At 66.8% G+C, this 16,117-nt stretch carries 22 protein-coding genes and 1 tRNA gene; 14 read left to right on the top strand and 9 right to left on the bottom strand.

Annotated elements, in window-relative coordinates:
- Positions 1–44 precede the first annotated feature (44 nt).
- Genes G9373_RS12160 through G9373_RS48155 form a run of 4 tightly spaced genes read left to right on the top strand, consistent with a single transcriptional unit; the run spans position 45 to position 1,469 of the window.
- Positions 45–395, top strand: a complete 351-nt coding sequence (locus G9373_RS12160; protein WP_005561504.1) for a hypothetical protein — start codon at positions 45–47, stop codon at positions 393–395.
- 55 nt (positions 396–450) lie between these two features.
- Positions 451–573 (top strand): hypothetical protein, encoded by a 123-nt coding sequence (locus G9373_RS48165; protein ID WP_259465606.1) that lies wholly within the window; start codon positions 451–453, stop codon positions 571–573.
- 9 nt (positions 574–582) lie between these two features.
- Positions 583–1,086, top strand: a complete 504-nt coding sequence (locus G9373_RS48160; RefSeq protein ID WP_259465607.1) for an epoxide hydrolase family protein — start codon at positions 583–585, stop codon at positions 1,084–1,086.
- On the top strand, positions 1,071–1,469 hold the full coding sequence (locus G9373_RS48155; RefSeq protein ID WP_037206477.1) for a hypothetical protein: 399 nt from the start codon (positions 1,071–1,073) through the stop codon (positions 1,467–1,469). Before G9373_RS48160 ends, G9373_RS48155 begins: the two co-directional genes overlap by 16 nt.
- 64 nt (positions 1,470–1,533) lie before the next feature.
- On the opposite strand, the gene G9373_RS12145 is transcribed toward G9373_RS48155, so the two are convergent.
- The 3 genes from G9373_RS12145 to G9373_RS12135 all read right to left on the bottom strand — a co-directional run bounded on the left by G9373_RS12145 (position 1,534) and on the right by G9373_RS12135 (position 3,495).
- The gene (locus tag G9373_RS12145; RefSeq protein ID WP_133986091.1) at positions 1,534–2,499 is read right to left on the bottom strand and encodes a ferritin-like domain-containing protein; all 966 of its coding nucleotides are present in this window, start codon (positions 2,497–2,499) and stop codon (positions 1,534–1,536) included.
- A 29-nt stretch (positions 2,500–2,528) separates the two neighbouring features.
- Complete coding sequence (locus G9373_RS12140) at positions 2,529–2,756, bottom strand: hypothetical protein (protein WP_167115290.1); 228 nt, start codon at positions 2,754–2,756, stop codon at positions 2,529–2,531.
- 430 nt (positions 2,757–3,186) lie between these two features.
- Positions 3,187–3,495 (bottom strand): MerR family transcriptional regulator, encoded by a 309-nt coding sequence (locus G9373_RS12135; protein ID WP_005262852.1) that lies wholly within the window; start codon positions 3,493–3,495, stop codon positions 3,187–3,189.
- A gap of 240 nt (positions 3,496–3,735) precedes the next feature.
- Between G9373_RS12135 and G9373_RS12130 the strand changes: the two genes are divergently transcribed.
- Positions 3,736–4,116, top strand: coding sequence for a hypothetical protein (locus tag G9373_RS12130; RefSeq protein WP_133986090.1), 381 nt, complete (start codon positions 3,736–3,738; stop codon positions 4,114–4,116).
- A 15-nt stretch (positions 4,117–4,131) separates the two neighbouring features.
- On the opposite strand, the gene G9373_RS12125 is transcribed toward G9373_RS12130, so the two are convergent.
- Complete coding sequence (locus tag G9373_RS12125) at positions 4,132–4,485, bottom strand: helix-turn-helix transcriptional regulator (protein WP_051055484.1); 354 nt, start codon at positions 4,483–4,485, stop codon at positions 4,132–4,134.
- A 288-nt stretch (positions 4,486–4,773) separates the two neighbouring features.
- On the opposite strand from G9373_RS12125, the gene G9373_RS12120 reads away from it, so the two are divergent.
- From G9373_RS12120 to G9373_RS12110, 3 genes are all read left to right on the top strand, one after another.
- A complete protein-coding gene (locus G9373_RS12120; RefSeq protein WP_037206481.1) occupies positions 4,774–4,917 on the top strand; it encodes a hypothetical protein in 144 nt (47 codons plus the stop codon).
- A 66-nt stretch (positions 4,918–4,983) separates the two neighbouring features.
- On the top strand, positions 4,984–5,130 hold the full coding sequence (locus tag G9373_RS12115; protein WP_164709551.1) for a hypothetical protein: 147 nt from the start codon (positions 4,984–4,986) through the stop codon (positions 5,128–5,130).
- 43 nt (positions 5,131–5,173) lie between these two features.
- Positions 5,174–6,088, top strand: a complete 915-nt coding sequence (locus G9373_RS12110) for a SigB/SigF/SigG family RNA polymerase sigma factor (protein WP_005561495.1) — start codon at positions 5,174–5,176, stop codon at positions 6,086–6,088.
- Here the strand turns inward: G9373_RS12110 and G9373_RS12105 are convergent.
- The gene (locus G9373_RS12105) at positions 6,073–6,837 is read right to left on the bottom strand and encodes an NAD(P)H-binding protein (RefSeq protein ID WP_005561492.1); all 765 of its coding nucleotides are present in this window, start codon (positions 6,835–6,837) and stop codon (positions 6,073–6,075) included. The two genes, G9373_RS12110 and G9373_RS12105, sit on opposite strands and share 16 nt — an antisense overlap.
- 105 nt (positions 6,838–6,942) lie before the next feature.
- On the opposite strand from G9373_RS12105, the gene G9373_RS12100 reads away from it, so the two are divergent.
- The 4 genes from G9373_RS12100 (at position 6,943) to G9373_RS12085 (ending at position 12,007) form a co-directional block, all read left to right on the top strand.
- Positions 6,943–7,830 carry a sigma-70 family RNA polymerase sigma factor gene (locus tag G9373_RS12100; protein ID WP_005561491.1) on the top strand — a complete coding sequence of 296 codons (888 nt, stop codon included), beginning with the start codon at positions 6,943–6,945 and terminating at the stop codon, positions 7,828–7,830.
- 92 nt (positions 7,831–7,922) lie between these two features.
- Entirely contained in the window at positions 7,923–9,815 is a 1,893-nt protein-coding gene (locus G9373_RS12095) for a glycoside hydrolase family 15 protein (protein WP_005561489.1), read from the top strand.
- 42 nt (positions 9,816–9,857) lie between these two features.
- On the top strand, positions 9,858–10,493 hold the full coding sequence (locus G9373_RS12090) for a TetR/AcrR family transcriptional regulator (RefSeq protein WP_005244512.1): 636 nt from the start codon (positions 9,858–9,860) through the stop codon (positions 10,491–10,493).
- Between the two features lie 101 nt (positions 10,494–10,594).
- Entirely contained in the window at positions 10,595–12,007 is a 1,413-nt protein-coding gene (locus G9373_RS12085) for a lipase family protein (RefSeq protein WP_120659712.1), read from the top strand.
- A gap of 14 nt (positions 12,008–12,021) precedes the next feature.
- On the opposite strand, the gene G9373_RS12080 is transcribed toward G9373_RS12085, so the two are convergent.
- Both G9373_RS12080 and G9373_RS12075 read right to left on the bottom strand, forming a co-directional pair.
- Positions 12,022–12,225: a sigma factor-like helix-turn-helix DNA-binding protein gene (locus tag G9373_RS12080; RefSeq protein WP_037206487.1), complete on the bottom strand. Its 204-nt coding sequence runs from the start codon at positions 12,223–12,225 to the stop codon at positions 12,022–12,024.
- Positions 12,226–12,368: 143 nt separating this feature from the next.
- Positions 12,369–12,443, bottom strand: a tRNA-Thr gene (locus G9373_RS12075).
- Between the two features lie 72 nt (positions 12,444–12,515).
- On the opposite strand from G9373_RS12075, the gene G9373_RS12070 reads away from it, so the two are divergent.
- Together G9373_RS12070 and G9373_RS12065 are read left to right on the top strand one after the other, a co-directional pair.
- Positions 12,516–12,896 (top strand): nuclear transport factor 2 family protein, encoded by a 381-nt coding sequence (locus G9373_RS12070; protein WP_133986089.1) that lies wholly within the window; start codon positions 12,516–12,518, stop codon positions 12,894–12,896.
- Between the two features lies 1 nt (position 12,897).
- Positions 12,898–14,337, top strand: coding sequence for a threonine/serine exporter family protein (locus tag G9373_RS12065; protein WP_005561483.1), 1,440 nt, complete (start codon positions 12,898–12,900; stop codon positions 14,335–14,337).
- A 107-nt stretch (positions 14,338–14,444) separates the two neighbouring features.
- On the opposite strand, the gene G9373_RS12060 is transcribed toward G9373_RS12065, so the two are convergent.
- A complete protein-coding gene (locus G9373_RS12060; RefSeq protein WP_005244517.1) occupies positions 14,445–14,696 on the bottom strand; it encodes an MbtH family protein in 252 nt (83 codons plus the stop codon).
- The gene (locus G9373_RS12055) at positions 14,693–16,039 is read right to left on the bottom strand and encodes a SidA/IucD/PvdA family monooxygenase (protein WP_005561481.1); all 1,347 of its coding nucleotides are present in this window, start codon (positions 16,037–16,039) and stop codon (positions 14,693–14,695) included. Before G9373_RS12055 ends, G9373_RS12060 begins: the two co-directional genes overlap by 4 nt.
- Positions 16,040–16,117: the final 78 nt, after the last annotated feature.

The raw sequence follows: 16,117 nt of genomic DNA, 5'->3' as shown, positions 1-16,117 counted from the left end.
ACCGGCCGACAGCAGCCGACCCGTGCCTCTGGTATGTATTTCGCATGACACGAACCATCGTTGCGCTGTTGATCCCTGCCGCCCTGCTGCTCGGGGCATGCAGTTCCGAATCGACCACCACCCAGGCCGAGTCCCCGGCGAGCGCAACGATCGAGGCCACCGAGGCATCCTCCGCAGACCTGCCCGCCGTCGCGGACCTGTGCAAAGGCCTGCTCCAGTACGCGAACGGCGCGGAGGCTCGCGCGCAGCAGAGCGGCGAGACGTTCGACCGCACGAAGGCCCTCGACGACCTGTTCACCCAGTCGGCCGAGACACCGGAGTGGAAGGACGCCCCGCAGGAGCGCAAGGACCAGATGATCCAGGCCTACGACGCCGCCAAGACCGGGGCCTGCTGACCCGGCTCAGCATCGAGGACCGGAACTGTCCTCAACCCTTCGTAGCGTGCCCGGTATGACCGACACGACGAAGACCATCCGTCCGTTTCGCATCGACATCGCGCAGGAGCAACTCGACGATCTCGCCGATCGACTCTCGCGCACCCGGTTCGGCACACCCCTCCCGGGTGACGACTGAGCGAGCGGTGTGCCCACGTCCTACCTGGTCGAACTCGTCACGTACTGGCGCGACGAGTTCGACTGGCGGGCGCAGGAGAAGTCGCTCGACACCATCCCGCAGTTCGTCACCGAGATCGACGGTCAGAACATCCACTTCCTCCATGTGCGCTCACCCGAACCGGACGCATTGGCCCTCGTCCTCACCCACGGCTGGCCGGGTTCGTTCGTCGAGTTCCTCGACGTGATCGGGCCCCTCACCGACCCCGCAGCGCACGGGGGCAACCCCGCCGACGCGTTCCACGTGGTCGTGCCGTCGCTGCCCGGATTCGGGTTCTCCGGACCGGTCCGCGAATCGGGCTGGGACACTACCCGTATCGCCACGGCGTGGGCTGAGCTGATGAGCCGGCTCGGCTACCACCGCTACGGTGTCGCGGGATCGCCTGAACCGGGTGTCCCGGTACATGTCCGAGGAGTTCGGCTACATCTCCATCCAGTCCACGAGACCCGCGACTCTCGGTGCCGCGCTGGCTGATTCGCCGGTGGGCCAGCTCGCCTGGATCGTCGACAAGTTCCGCGAGTGGACGCATCCCCCGCGAGGCGCTCCCCCACGACGTCGTCGGCATCGACCGGCTGCTCACCAACGTCATGCTGTACTGGCTCACCGACACCGCGTCTTCGTCCGCGTACGTCGGCTACATGCAGGAATCATCCTGGGGCGCCGCCAAATCCGCGTCCGGGATCCCGACCGCGGTCATCGTCTTCGCCCACGACGTCGGCATCCGTCGCTACGCCGAACCGGAACACGCGATCACGCGGTGGACCGACGTCGAGGACCGTGGCGGTCACTTCGCCGCACTCGAAGAGCCCGAGACCTTGACCGCGGACATCCGGGAGTTCTTCGCCGGACTCCGCTGAGCGGGACACGACGAACTCGCCGGCCCCGGGCATCGGGACCGGCGAGTTCGTCGACGGTGTTGCGTCAGTTGCCGATACCGGCAACCTCCTGGGCAATGCCGGCCAGCCGCGTCTGGGCCGCGGACACCACGCCCTGACGGTCCTTGTGGGCTTCCTCGTAGGCGACGACGGTGCGCACGTCGGAGGGATCGGTCAGTTCCTTGACCGCGGCGACGGCCTGGGACACGTTGAGGTCGTCGTAGTCGGCGATCGGGAGTTCATCCGCCTCCAGGACGCCACCGGCGGCGCGTGCGGAATGAATCGCGTCTGCGACTCCATCAGCGCCTTCGTTGCGAGTGACCTGCTCGGCCGTTTCGAGGGCGGCATCACGCGATGCCGCGAGCGTCTTCACCGCGACGTCGCCCGCGTGGGCGCCTCGCCCGAGCAACGCGCTCAGCATCGGCGGGGTGGTGCGGGCCGTGTCGAGAGCACGGTCGATGCCGCGCGCGGACCACGAGACGGGGACGTTGATCAGCCGGATCGTGGCGCCGGTCGCCGCCTGGAACGGGGTGCGTCGCAGTGCCGCCGGTCCGCCGAGCGCCTCCTCCGCGAGCACCGTGGTCAACCAGTCGACGGTCGCGGCGTGCGCGGTGACCAGCCGATCGGCCAACCGGACGACGTCCTGCTTCCCAGCCGCGGTCGCGAGGGCCTTCACGTACCGCGCCCGGTCGAGCAGCTGGTGCTCTAGGGCGAGGTCGCCGAGCAGGGCCTCGTCGAACGGCTGTGCCTGCTCCGCCATCGCCTTCAGCGCCGCTGCCACCCGGCCGAGCAGGGGGCCGACGATCTCCGGCACTCCCCCGAGATCGCGGATGGCGCGTGAGATCGCCTCCGCGCGAAGGCGTCCGTTTTCGGCGTTCTCGGTCAGTTCTCGGCGCACGGCCTCCGTGCGCGCCTGCGTGACGCGCGCTTCGGCAACCTGGATTTCGGTATTGGTGAGATCGAGGACGGCGTGCAGCTGGGTGATCAGTGTGGGGACGGTGGTGACGGTCATGGTGTGTCCTTCCAGTACGTGGGATGCGGTCAGATCAGGCTGGAGATGAGATATGCCGCGAGTAGGACGCCGATCAGAACGGACGCACCGGTGACGGCCGCGAGGACCGCCGATCCGGTCACGGACACCGCGGGCACGGCGGCAACGAGCGCAGCGACGAGAGCGGTCCCGAGCGAGAAACGACGGTCGGGCTCGTCCTGCTGATTCTTCGCGTGCCGGGGAGTGCGCGTGCGGAGTGCATTGTGGGCAAGGGTCATGGTTCGATTTCCCGTCTGGAGTCGAATGCGGACCAGAGTCGGGACTACACGAGAGGACGTTCGCCGGACGACGCTGTCGGCGCCTTCGTGCAGTGCCCGGGTTTCGCGATATACAGCGGTAGCGCGCTGACGACATCGACTGGACGGGCAGTGTCTCGTTCGGCCATTGCTTGTTCTCTCCCTGCCGCAACGTCACATGCTCATATGCGTGCGGCTCGTTCGGGTCGTCAACTTATCTGCTCTGGCTGATACAGATTTCATCATAACTACTCGACAGTAAAGTTCAACCCTTGCGAGCAAGAGAATCGACCGACGCGAGGATCACCGCTCTGAAACCCACCAGGACCAGCACAGATGCTCTCGAATGTCGGAGGCCGAGACCGACGTCGATCGTGGAATTCGTCGATCCCCAATGGCATGGCCGTACGGATCACTCTCCGGCCGAGTCGCCCCCCGAGCCTTCCAACCGGGACGCCAGATCCGCATTCTCGGATTCGAGCGCGAGGATCCTCCGAATACCCGGGACGTTCACTCCGTCCTCCATGAGCTGCGCTATGCGCGCCAGCCTGACCAGATCGTCTTCGCTGTATCTACGGGTGCCGCCGCTGGTCCGGGCAGGGGTCAGCAATCCGCGACGTTCGTACAGCCGCAGGGTCTGCGGGCCGATGCCCGTCAACTCCGACGCCACCGCAATTCCGTAGACCCCGCGACACGAGCGAGGTAGGGCATCGATGGTCACAACAGGCTCCCTTCTGCTTAAGGAACACCTGATGTTAACAAACGAATGAAACGAATCTGCAATTGGAGATATAGATTTTGCATATTGCACTCAGCACGCACCCTCGGCTGCGGCGAGGATCAGGACCGGGTGACGTAATCTCGGATCCGAACCGAACACGAACCGAGGCCGTCCAGGCAGGGTTCGTGGAGGTGTCGTGGCCGCGAGTGCCACGGCCTCTGCCCCAGAGACGAGAAGACGGTGCCCCGCACTCAGGAACACGCAGACCGCTACCGCGACGCTCTCACCGCGCTCGCCGCGGCAACTCAGCGACCGGCAAATGTGGTCAACACCGGTGCGGGCTATGCGATCCGGGTCGATTTCGAGTACAACCGCTACCTTCTCGCATCCAACGCCGCCGACGGACTGACCGACACGGTCGAGAACACGTCCGAATGGCGGGTCAGCCTCTACCAGGGCGTCACCGACGGAACGTCCGAACTTCTTGCCGCCGCCGAGCACGCATGGCTGGTGGACGCGTTCGACCTCGCGTTCGCCGATATCCGGGCGAAGGGCAAATGGCAGTCGGCCGACGCGTCGTTCGACGAGTTCACCCCCACCAACGACCAGTCTGCGAGCTGAGCCGGTAGGCGCGGCTCAGGCGCGATCCGGAACCTCGGACTGCACGAGCCGCTCGAGTTCGGCGTTGCGCGCCGCGAGGATCGCGTTCTCGGCTTCGAGCTGAAGGATCTGACCGATTCCGATCAGATTGACACCGGCCGCGACGAGTTCGGTGATCTTCTGGAGGCGCGCGACATCGTCCTCGCTGTACCGGCGTGTTCCACCGCCCGTGCGAGTCGGTGTGATCAACCCTCGCCGCTCGTACAAGCGCAGCGTCTGCGGCCCGATACCCGTCAACTCCGACGTTACCGAGATCCCGTACACACCCCGCTGCGAACGAAGCGGCACATGAGAGGACGTCACCGGATCTCCCTTCTTCTCAGGGCGCATCAATCCTACCAAGGTTCGGTAGACACAATGTGCCGCAGGGGGTGCAGGTTCGCTCCGCCCTGCGCGTACCGCGCTGTCCCCACTCCTGCATCGCAGTTCTCGGCAGCCGGAGGGCCACCCGGCGTCATCTGATCTCTTCCCGGTCCGGTTCTCCGGCCCGGCGAAGCACCGTCTCGAGCAGCTATCTTGCCGATTCCGCTTGAACTTCCTGCGCTATGACTGTAGAACAAATCTATATCCTTCAACGCAGATAAGTTCTCACCATGAGTTGGGCACCAAGGAGAAGCGATGACCACACACAACCCGCAGAACGCTCCCCACGACGGCGAAGTCCTCGTTCTCGGCGCACGCAGTGGTGGAGCGATCGCCGGCGGCCTGATCGCCACGCTGGCCCTCAGCGCACTCACCCTCCTCTCCTCCCTGCCGACCTGACGGCCGGCCCGGCCACCGCTCTCCGTCTCATACCGACCCTTCACACCCGACAAGGACACATCGCTCATGCCCGCCAGTTCCACATCCCACGCTTCCGCCACCACTACTGCCTCGCGAGGCGGAGCAACGATGAGCACCGAGGAAATCAAGGCCCGGATCGAGGCGATGTTCGCCGACGAGGCCGCCGACACCTCACCCGCACTCGTCGAATAGCGACGCCATTGCCGATGCCGGCCGGTCAGAGAAGGGCAGAGCCATGAATGTGTCCACCCAGCTCCTAGCACCATCCTGCGAGATCCGTCGCATCCCCCCGAGGACGACGCCGACGCGTCGCACGAAGCCTGCGGCGGAGGTCGCAACAGACGAACGACGACTGGAACGCCCGCAGGCCGCGCGCGGCGAGCGCGACCAGTACCGTGACGTGCCCGCACAGTGCGAGGCCATCGGCCGGCTCGCCGCCTCCGACCCCCGCCGCGAAGTGTTGCGACAGCGACTGATCGAACGTTGCCTGCCGCTCGCCGAACACATCGCCCGGCGTTTCCACGGTCGCGGCGAACCACTCGACGACCTGATCCAGGTCGCCCGCCTCGGCCTGGTCAAGGCCGTCGACCGCTTCGACGCCCGCTGCGGAGGGAACTTCGTGTCCTACGCCGTCCCGACCATCACCGGCGAGGTGCGCAGGCACTTCCGCGACACGGGCTGGGCCATGCGCGTCCCGCGCAGCATGCAGGAACTGCACCTCTCCCTCACCAACGCGACAACCGACCTGACCACGACGCTCGGACGCGCTCCGACGGCGAGCGAACTGGCCGAGGCCCTCGGGATCGACAAGGACGAAGTAGTCCAGGGGCTCCGGGTCGCCGACGCGTACAGCACCCTGTCCGTCGATTTCCCGCTCGGTGAGAACGAACGCCCGCTGTCGGAGACGATCGGCGACGTCGACCCCGCCCTCGCGCACGTCGAGGACCACGTGGTCCTCGCACCTCTGCTGGAATCACTTCCCGACCTCGAACGCACTGTGCTGGTCCTGCGCTTCTTCGGCAACATGACCCAGTCGCAGATCGCAGCGCGGGTGGGTGTCTCGCAGATGCAGGTGTCTCGGCTCCTGACCAAGACCCTGGCGGATCTGCGCGGGAAACTCGCCGACGTCGGCGGTCAGATGCTCTCGTAGTCGGCCAGGAAATCCTCCCACGTCCGCTTGCCCGTCGCTGCGACGTCGAGTGACAGGTTCGCGCCCTCCCGGTACGCGCGGCCGGCCTTTCCCGGCATCCGGACCGGCATCATCAGCCGATGCCTTCCGGTCGCCTTCAGGTATCCGCGCATCAGATCGGCCATGCCGTACACGGTCGGCCCGGGCAGGTCGGGTACGAGGCCGGCCGGTGCCGCGAGCGTCAGTTCCACCAGTCGCGCCGCGACCTCCCCCGAATCGACCGGCTGGAAGCGCAGTCCGCCCGGCACCGGGATCACCGGCAGTTTCACCATCTTCTGCAGCATGGTCAGCACCAAATCGTGGAACTGGGCCGCGCGCAGCGTCGTCCACGGCACACCCGAGTCGGCCACCGCTCGTTCCGCTGCCAGCTTGGATCCGAACCAGCCGAGCGGAACGCCGTCGGCGCCGATCACCGAGATGTACACGAGGTGCTGCACCCCGGCGCGCGAGGCGGCCTCCACCAGGTTCCGCGTCGCGACCTCGTCACCCTTGGGTCCGCCCGCCAAGTGCAGAACGATCTCGACCCCCTCCAGCGCAGGCTCTATTCCCTTGCCCTCGAACAAGTCACCGGCCAGGTACTCGACGCCGTCGCCGGGCTCGCGGCCGTGCCTGCTGAGAACCCGCACGTCCCGACCCGCTGCCCGCAGCAGTGGGACGACCTGACGTCCGAGCGTGCCCGTACCGCCGGTGATCAGAATGGGTGATGTCATGATCTCTCCAGATTCGTTGGATGCGGGACTCGGTTTCCCGGTCTCGGCAGCTGGTTTTCGGTGGATCTACTGCTAAGACACGCGGCGAGGAAGGAATGTGACACGGTGGACGACCGCGATCGGCTGACGGAGCGTTTCGAGGAACACCGGCCCCGGCTGCGGGCCGTCGCGTACCGGATGCTGGGCTCGGTGACCGAAGCCGACGACGCCGTCCAGGAGGCGTGGCTGCGCATGAACCGCGCCGACACCGGCGACGTGGACAATCTCGAGGCGTGGCTGATCACCGTGGTGTCGCGGGTGTGCCTGAACGTGCTGCGATCACGCGAGCAGCGGCGCGAGGAACCTCTCGACGTGCAGGCGCACGATCCGGTCGTCGGTCACGAGGACGGTGGCGACCCCGAACACGCAGCGATGCTGGCCGACTCGGTCGGGCTGGCCCTGCTCGTGGTGCTCGACACGCTGACCCCGGCCGAGCGGCTCGCGTTCGTGCTGCACGACATGTTCGACGTGCCCTTCGACGACGTGGCTCCCATCGTGGGCCGGTCCTCCACCGCGGTGCGACAGCTCGCCAGCCGCGCCCGCCGACGGGTGAAAGGAGTCTCGCCGGCGCCGGACACGGCGGATCTGGCACGCCAGCGCCGCGTCGTCGACGCCTATCTGGCCGCCACGCGCGGCGGCGACTTCGACGCGCTGGTCGCGCTGCTCGATCCGGATGTTGTGCTCCGCGCGGATCCGGCTGTCGGCCCCACCCCGGCCCCACTCGTGATCCGGGGTGCCCGCGTCGTGGCCAGGGGCGCGCTCGCCTCCTCGGAACGGGCCAGGTTCACCCAGGTCGCCCTGGTGAACGGGGCGGCCGGGCTCGTAATGGCCCTCCACGGGCGGTTGCACGTGGTGCTGGCGTTCACCATCGCGGACGGCCGGATCACCGAGATCGACGTCATCGCGGAACCCGATCGGGTCCGCCGACTCGATCTCGCGGTTCTCGGTGACTGACGGGACCCCGGTCACCCGTACAGGGTGATGACCCTGCGCGCCCCGACCCGCAGCATGGAGGTGGCCGACACTGCCGGGAGAGGGGCGCGAACGTGACTACTGCCTCGGACGACGACGCCCCACCCCAGAGCGCGGCCGCGCCGTCGCCGTTCCCGCCCATCGCCGACTACGCCTTCCTCTCGAACTGTCACACCGGGGCGCTGATCGCGCCGGACGGTTCCGTCGACTGGCTGTGCGTGCCCCGTTTCGACTCGCCCAGCGTGTTCGGTTCCCTCCTCGACCGCGAGGCCGGGATGTTCCGGATCGGCCCGTTCGGGCTCAACGTTCCGGCATCCCGGCAGTACGAGCCGGGAAGCAACACCATTTCGGCGGTGTGGAACACGCCGACCGGCTGGGTGACCGTGCGCAGTGCACTGACGATGGGGCCGAGCCGCGGCGAGGACACGATCACTCCCCACACGCGGCCGCCTGCAGACGAGGACGCCGATCACATGCTGGTCCGCACGGTCACCTGCCTCGACGGCACTGTGGAGGTGGAGTTGGTGTGCGAGCCCGTGTTCGACTACGGGAGAACACCGGCGGAGTGGGTTCTCGTGGACGGCGATCGGCACACCGCCGACGCGAGCGGCGCGGGGCGGACCCTGCGTCTGCAGACGGACATGGCGCTCGGCATCGAGGGTGGGCGGGTGCGCGCCCGGCACGTGCTCGAGAAGGGTGAAACCCTCTACTGCGCGCTGTCGTGGGCGGCGGAACTCGCCGCACCGGAAACTGCGGAAGAGGCTGTCGCGCAACTCGATGCAACCTCGGCGTTCTGGCGGCGCTGGTTCAGCCACGCACGTTTTCCCGATCACCGGTGGCGGGAGGCGATTCAGCGGTCCGCCCTCACCATCAAGGGACTCACGTACATGCCGACCGGCGCCACCGTCGCAGCCCTCACCACCTCCCTACCGGAAACTCCGGGCGGCGAACGCAATTGGGACTACCGGTACACGTGGATGCGGGACTCCACGTTCACACTGCAGGCTCTGCACTATCTGAACCTGGACTGGGAGGCCGACGAATTCATGCAGTTCATCGCAGACCTCGAGTCGAACGGCGATGGCGCACTGCAGATCATGTACGGGATCGACGGCACCCGCGACCTGACGGAGTCGACCCGCGACGACCTGTCCGGCTACGCGGGCGCGCGTCCGGTGCGCATCGGCAACGGCGCGTTCGACCAGCGGCAGAACGACGTGTTCGGCGCCGTCCTCGACTCGATCCTGTTGCACACGGTGCGCAGCAAGCGCCTCCCCCGCCGGCTGTGGCCGCTCGTACAGCAGCAGGCGACGTGCGCGTCCGCGGTGTGGCGCAACCCCGATCAGGGGATCTGGGAGGCTCGCGGCGCACCGCAGCACTACGTGTCGTCGAAGCTGATGTGCTGGGTGGCACTCGACCGGGCGTCGAAGATCGCGGGCATCCGCGGCGATCGCTCGGCCGAGGAAACCTGGCGCGCCACAGCCGAAGAGATCCGCGCTGACATCCTCGAGCACGGGGTGAAGAACGGGGTTCTGCGCCAGCACTACGACACCGAGGCGCTGGACGCGTCGACCCTGCTCGCCGCGGTCTTCGGCTTCCTTCCCCGCGGGGACGCCCGTCTGCGCGCCACCGTCGACGCCATCGCGAACGATCTCACCGAAGACGGATTCGTCCTGCGCTACCGCACCGGCGAAACCGACGACGGGTTGTCGGGCAAGGAAGGCAGTTTCCTGATCTGCTCGTTCTGGCTGGTGTCGGCACTGACCGTGGTCGAACAGGTGCAGGAGGCAACCGATTTGATGGAGCGGTTGGTCAGCGTGTCCTCTCCCCTCGGGCTGTACGCCGAGGAGTTCGACACGAGCACCGGCCGTCATCTCGGCAATTTTCCGCAGGCGTTCTCCCACCTCGCGCTGATCGAGGCCGCGGGGCGCATCATCCTGCACGAACGGATGCGGGAACTGATGTGAGCCGAGGCGGACCTCGACGTCCCGTCACCGTAGGCTGAGATCGTGTCCCGAGCAGAGTCGAATCGGACGTACAGCGGCCAACCGGTTGCGGAACGTCGCGTAGCCCGCCGGGCACGGTTCCTCGACTCCGCCCTGTCGGTCTTCGCGGAGAAGACGTACGCCCACAGTTCGATCAGTGACATCTGCGCCCACGCCGGACTGTCGCGTCGCCAGTTCTACGAGGAGTTCGGCAGCCGCGAGGACATCCTCCTCGCGCTCTACGACACGATTCAGGACGAGGCCCGGGACGCGGTGCTCGCCGCGAACGACCGGGCGCCCTCGCGCGATCCCCGGACCGTCGCCGGCACCGTCATGACGGCCTACATCGAATCGGTCGGCACGGACGAGCGGCGGGCCAGGATCATCTTCGTGGAGGTGGTCGGCGCGGGCCCCCGGGTGGAGCAGTACCGCCTCGCGCGCCGCACGCAGTGGGCCGAACTCTTCGAAGCGGTCACCCGCACGATCGACGGTGGCGTCGTCGACCCGCCCGAGCGGTTCGCGATGGTGTCGATCGCCTTCATCGGGGCGGTCAACGATCTCGCCCATCACTGGAGCACCGCCTCCCCCAGACCGTCCGCCTCGGTCCTGGTGGACGTTCTGAGCACGATGCTCATCGCGCTGGTCACCGACCAGACCTGAGCCGAACTTACTCGCGAGTATTGCGATACCCGTCACACCTGATCTATGGTCTGCTCTCAAAGTGAGACATAGACGTCTCACTTCGGCCCGGGGAGGACCACATGATCGGAACGAGAGCGCTACGACGTCGAATGCTGCTGGTGGGAGCGATGGTGGTGGGCGCACAACTCGCCGTCGCCACGCCGTCGGTCGGGGCTCCCACCGACGGCGGAACGTCGGTGGACGTGCAGCCGGCCCTTACCGTTCCCGCCTGGCCCGAGGTCGGCCGGGGTTTCTACGAACCGCCTGCGGACGTGGTCGCGGCGGCCGAGCCGGGCGAGATCATCGCCGCCCGCGAAGTGCACCTGGCGAACCTGTCGGTAGTTCCGGTGAACGTCGACGCGTGGCAGCTGTCGTATCGCTCCAACAATTCGCGGGACGAGGCGATCCCTGCGGTCGCGACGGTCGTCAAGCCCCGGGGCACGATCGACGGCGTCCGTAATCTGCTCTCGCTCCAGCCGGCGGAGGACTCCCTCGGCAAGTACTGCGCCGCCTCGTACGCACTGCAGCAGTGGTCCGTTCCCGCGCCGTTGACCGGTCAGATCGTCGCGCCGCTGCAGTTCCTCGAGGCGCAGGCCGCCCTCGCCCAGGGATGGGCCGTCGTGATGCCGGATCACCAGGGCCCGAACGCCGCGTATGCGGCCGGGCCCCTCGCGGGCCGCATCACCCTGGACGGGATCCGCGCGGCGGAGAACTTCGACCCCCTGGGTCTGACGGGCCGGCAGACTCCGGTCGGGTTGATGGGCTACTCCGGAGGCGCGATCGCGACGGGTCACGCCGCCGAACTCCACGCGAGCTACGCACCGGACCTGAACATCGTCGGCGCCGCCGAAGGCGGCATCCCCGCCGATCTCGGCGCCCTCGTCGATCTCGCCGACAACAATCTGGGCGCGGGAATCGTGCTGGGCGGCGTGTTCGGCGTGAGCCGTGACTATCCCGAGCTCGCGGAGTATCTCGACACGCACCTGAACCCACTCGGCAAGCAGCTCCTTGCCGCCAAGAGCAACCTCTGCGTCAGCTACCAGTCGGCGCTACTGCCGTTTGCGAACCTGAGGGGCCTGTTCGACAGCCCGAGCGGCGACCCGCTTCGCGATCCGGTGGTCGAATCGGTACTCGACCGGACCGAGATGGGTCACCGGGTCCCGGACGTGCCGATGTTCATGTACCAGGCGAATCCGGACTGGCTGGTGCCGGTCGGGCCCGTCGACACACTCGTCGACACCTACTGCCAGGACCCGAACGCCCGGGTGACGTACACCCGCGACCACGCCAGTGAGCATCTGTCCCTCGAACCGGTCGCAGCCGCGAGCGCTCTGATGTGGCTGCGGGACCGGTTCGCCGGGGTGCCCACCGACGCCGGATGCATCACCCACGACGTGGGATCGATGGCCCTCGACCAGGCGACGTGGCCGGTGTGGTCGTCGATCGTCGGCGACACGATCGCGAGCCTGCTCGGTCAGCCGATCGGCACGTGAGGGCGCGGTCCCGATCAGAGGTCGCCGACACCGGCGAGCAGTCTGCGCGCCCCCTCGTGAAGGCGGTCCCGGACGGTGGCGACGCTGATCTGCATCGTGTCCGCCACCTCGTCGCAGGACATTCCCCGGTAATACACGAGGGCCAGTGTCTCCCGCTCGAGGGCGGGCAGCGCTTCCACCGCGTCCAGTACCACCGACCTGCACGAATTCACTTGCATGCACTCATCGTCAATGACCGGCGGGGTCGGAGACAGGGACCCCAGGGTGACGAACTGCCCACCCAGGGGTGAGCGTGCGGGAAACACAGAGGGCCACCTTCCCGGGAGAAGGTGGCCCTCTGTGTGCGGAGGTAATTCCGCGGTGGAGCCTCCTGTCAGGATTGAACTGACGACCGCTCGCTTACAAGGCGAGTGCTCTACCACTGAGCTAAGGAGGCGGACACGCGCGCCCATCATATCCATTGCAGGAACGACGGTTACTTCCGCCCACATTGGATAGCGTTGGAGCCATGAGTACCTCGGAGATCGCCACTGTCCTCGCTTGGCACGACGCCCTCAACTCCGGCGACATCGACACTCTGCTGTCGCTGTCGAGCGACGACATCGAGATGGGTGGGCCGAAAAGCGCCACCCAGGGCCTGGCGGCGCTGCGGGAATGGGCGTCTACCGCGGGCATCACGCTGATTCCGCAGCGAATGTATTACTACGACGGGGTGCTGGTGGTCGAACAGCAGGCCACGTGGGCCACGGACCCCGAGGAGACGCGTATCCTGGCCTCTGCATTCCGTGTCGTCCACGATCAGGTCATCTCCACGTTCCGCCACGAGACACTCGAGTCTGCACTCTCCGCCACCGATTTGACCGAGAAAGATCTTGTCTCCGACACGTAGTATGGCCAAGCTCACAGAATCCCTCCAACGTCTCACAGGCGACCGTCGCGCAACGGTCGATGCGGTCACCGCTGCACCCACACCGCTGCAGCCGATCGACCTCACCGACGACGCGGTGGTCGCCGAAGTACTCGACCTCGCCGTGCGAGTCGGTGAAGTGCTCCTCGCGTCCGGCACCGGTGCGATGGACACCGCCGAGCAGGTGCAGTTCATCGCCGCCACGTACGGCCTCGCTCAGTGCGATGTGGATGTCACGTACAACTCCATCGTGCTGTCCGCGTACCGCGGGCCGACGCTCCCGCCGGCGAGCACGATGCGGATAGTGCACTACCGCTCGATGGACTTCACCCGCCTCGCGGCGGTGGACCGGCTCACGCGGCGGATCCGCCGGGAGGCCGTCACCCCCAGCGAGGCGCACGAGGCCCTGACCGCGGTCACCACGGCGCCGCACCCGTACAACCGCTGGATCGCGACGCTCGCCTGGGCGTCCATGGCCGCGTCGGTCTCCGTGTTGATGGGTGGTGGTGTGCTGGTCGCATCGGTCGCCTTCCTGACGACGATGGTGATCTACCGGGTCAACCGCGTCCTCAACCGCATCGGTCTGCCGTTCTTCTTCCAGCAGGTGGCGGGCGGTCTGGTGGCGGCGACCCCGGCGGCGACGCTGTACACGTTCCAGGATCAGCTGGGTGTCGAGATCAGACCCTCACAGATCATTTCGGCCGGTGTGGTGGTGCTGTTGTCCGGGTTGTCGCTGGTCGGTTCCGTGCAGGACGCCATCACCGGAGCACCGATCACCGCGGCGGCGCGATTCTTCGAAGTGGTCATGATGACCGGCGGCATCATCGCCGGTGTGGCCATCTCGTTGCGTCTGACCGGTGTGCTGGGTTCGACCCTGCCACCCGTCAACGTCGAGATCACGGAACTCGTGCAGCTACCCGTCCTGGTGATGTCGGGCGCTTTCGCGTCGATGTTCTATGCATTGGCCTGCTACGCCGAGCAGCGTGCCCTCACGGCCGCGTGGTTCGGTGGCGCGGCCGGCGCCCTGGTCTACATGGTGGCGCACCAGTTCGGCATCGGCCCCATCATCGGTTCGGCACTCGCGGCCACGGTGGTCGGTTTCGCCGGTGGTCTGATGGCCCGCCGCGCGCTCACGCCGCCGCTGGTCGTCGTGGTGGCGGGTATCACGCCACTGCTGCCGGGTCTGTCTCTGTATCGGGGTCTGTACGCCCTGCTCAACAACGAGGTGGTGATCGGACTCAGCTCGCTGCTGGCGGCGTTCGGTATCGGTTGCGCGCTCGCGGCGGGCGTCACGCTGGGCGAGTGGATCGCCCGGACCCTGCGGAGGCCGCGCATCCTGCGTCGCACAGACGACATCCGCCGCCCCGTCTTCAAGACGAGGCGGCGGAAGCCGGTCGAAACACACACACAGAAGGCGGCCTGAGGCAGTTTCAGGTGACGGCCTCTCGGCCGTCTGCCGGGTACGACCGCCGGTGTCTCACCGGACGGTCGTCCCGGCACATCGTCGCCGAAACGCGGCGCCCGGGGAGGTCAGCTCTTGTCGACGCTGTGCCGTCCGCCCGACTTCTCGTCGGCCTCCATGGCCTCACGCAGGCTCTTCGGCCGCATGTCGGTCCAGTTCTTCTCCACGTACTCGAGGCACGCGGCCCGGCTTTCCTCGCCGAAAACTACGCGCCAGCCTGCCGGCACCTCAGAGAACGTGGGCCACAGTGAGTGCTGGTCCTCATCGTTCACCAGCACGTAGAAGCGGCCTTCTTCGTCATCGAATGGATTGGTGCTCATCTCGCCTCGCTTGTCGCATACGTGTCCTGTGCGTTCACACTAGCAAGCGTGCCGTTGCGGCCACGCCTTGTTACGACAGATGTAACGATCTCTCCCGCCCGCACGGCAACGTTCGACAGGAGCGACGACGTGATTCCGTGCGTTTTCTCCGTGCCGCCCTGCAGATAGATTCCCGCTGTGACGTCCGGTGAAACCGCCAATCTGTAATCTCGGCCCACGTCGCGCGGCGGGTGGGTTTGCGGCGCGAGATCGCCGAGTAGAGGTTCGAGGGGTGCGGGGGTGAAACCGGTGGCCAGAATCAGTGCGTCGCAAGCGAGAGTGTCGGTGAGGCCGTCCACGCCGCTGCGGACAGCCACCTCGATTCCGTCCGAAGTCTCGTCGACGGCAATGATCTCCGACGCGCGACGCATGAACAGGCGACGACGCCCACGAACGCGTTCCTGGTATTCGGTCGCGTAGAGCTCGTTGATGAGCTCGATGTCGACCACCGAATAGTTAGTACTCCTATGGACATCCAGCAATCGCAGACGCTCCGCCTCCGGGGCACCGTGCAGATCGTCCACCGCCTCCGGATCGAAGATGCGGTTGGCGTACGGACTGTCGTCGGCCGGGCTGTACCCGTACCGCGAGAAGACGCTGTGGACTTCGGCTTCGGGGTAGTTTCCGTGCAGGTACTGCACAATCTCGGCGGCACTCTGACCCGCTCCGAGGACGACGAACCGATGGTGGACCGGGGCCGGCATCTCACCGAGCCGGAACAGGAACTGGTGGTTGTGGAAGCACCGCGCAGAGGGGTTGGCCCACTCGGGGATTCGTTCCCGCAGACCGGCGCCCATCACGACGTTGCGCGCGATCACCGTGCTGCCGTCGGCGGCGCGGACCTCGAAACGGTCGATCACCCCGTCGTCGCCGCGGATTCCGCGCACGGTCTCCACCGCGGTGCCGTATCGCACGTCGGCGTCCACTCGGCGTGCCGCCCACTGCAAGTAGTCGTGAAACTCGTGACGAGTCGGGAAGAAGGTCTGGTGATTGACGAAGTCGACGAGGCGACCCTGATCGAAAAGGTAATTGAAGAAGGTGAATGCGCTACGCGGATTCCGGAACGTCACCAGGTCCTTCGGAAACGCGATCTGCATCGTCGCGCCGTCGAGAAGCATCCCAGGATGCCACCCGAACCGATCCTGCTTCTCGAAGAACTGCGCGCTGATCCGCTCGCGCGGGGGGCACTCCGCATTGTGCTCCTCGATGGCAATGGCCAGGGCGAGGTTAGCGGGACCGAATCCGACACCCACGACATCTCGCACCGGGAGATCTGTACCGACCGTTTCCGGCGATTCACTCATAGCTCGTTGTCCGTCCTCGACGCCGCGCCGCACCCGACCCAGCCGCCGTCCGCCTTCGAAAAGATAGTGAAGCCTATC

It is taken from the genome of Rhodococcus sp. A14 (assembly GCF_011603105.1).
In the GTDB taxonomy this organism is placed as follows: Bacteria; Actinomycetota; Actinomycetes; order Mycobacteriales; family Mycobacteriaceae; genus Rhodococcus_F; species Rhodococcus_F opacus.
This window is presented reverse-complemented; position numbering and strand designations above follow the sequence as displayed.

Bases quoted from the DNA above. Each gene is read 5' to 3' on its own strand.
- G9373_RS12160 (WP_005561504.1), top strand. From the start codon at position 45: ATGACACGAACCATCGTTGCGCTGTTGATCCCTGCCGCCCTGCTGCTC.
- G9373_RS48165 (WP_259465606.1), top strand. From the start codon at position 451: ATGACCGACACGACGAAGACCATCCGTCCGTTTCGCATCGACATCGCG.
- G9373_RS12145 (WP_133986091.1), bottom strand. From the start codon at position 2,499: ATGACCGTCACCACCGTCCCCACACTGATCACCCAGCTGCACGCCGTC.
- G9373_RS12140 (WP_167115290.1), bottom strand. From the start codon at position 2,756: ATGACCCTTGCCCACAATGCACTCCGCACGCGCACTCCCCGGCACGCG.
- G9373_RS12125 (WP_051055484.1), bottom strand. From the start codon at position 4,485: ATGCGCCCTGAGAAGAAGGGAGATCCGGTGACGTCCTCTCATGTGCCG.
- G9373_RS12120 (WP_037206481.1), top strand. From the start codon at position 4,774: ATGACCACACACAACCCGCAGAACGCTCCCCACGACGGCGAAGTCCTC.
- G9373_RS12115 (WP_164709551.1), top strand. From the start codon at position 4,984: ATGCCCGCCAGTTCCACATCCCACGCTTCCGCCACCACTACTGCCTCG.
- G9373_RS12110 (WP_005561495.1), top strand. From the start codon at position 5,174: ATGAATGTGTCCACCCAGCTCCTAGCACCATCCTGCGAGATCCGTCGC.
- G9373_RS12105 (WP_005561492.1), bottom strand. From the start codon at position 6,837: ATGACATCACCCATTCTGATCACCGGCGGTACGGGCACGCTCGGACGT.
- G9373_RS12085 (WP_120659712.1), top strand. From the start codon at position 10,595: ATGATCGGAACGAGAGCGCTACGACGTCGAATGCTGCTGGTGGGAGCG.
- G9373_RS12080 (WP_037206487.1), bottom strand. From the start codon at position 12,225: ATGCAAGTGAATTCGTGCAGGTCGGTGGTACTGGACGCGGTGGAAGCG.
- G9373_RS12070 (WP_133986089.1), top strand. From the start codon at position 12,516: ATGAGTACCTCGGAGATCGCCACTGTCCTCGCTTGGCACGACGCCCTC.
- G9373_RS12065 (WP_005561483.1), top strand. From the start codon at position 12,898: ATGGCCAAGCTCACAGAATCCCTCCAACGTCTCACAGGCGACCGTCGC.
- G9373_RS12060 (WP_005244517.1), bottom strand. From the start codon at position 14,696: ATGAGCACCAATCCATTCGATGACGAAGAAGGCCGCTTCTACGTGCTG.
- G9373_RS12055 (WP_005561481.1), bottom strand. From the start codon at position 16,039: ATGAGTGAATCGCCGGAAACGGTCGGTACAGATCTCCCGGTGCGAGAT.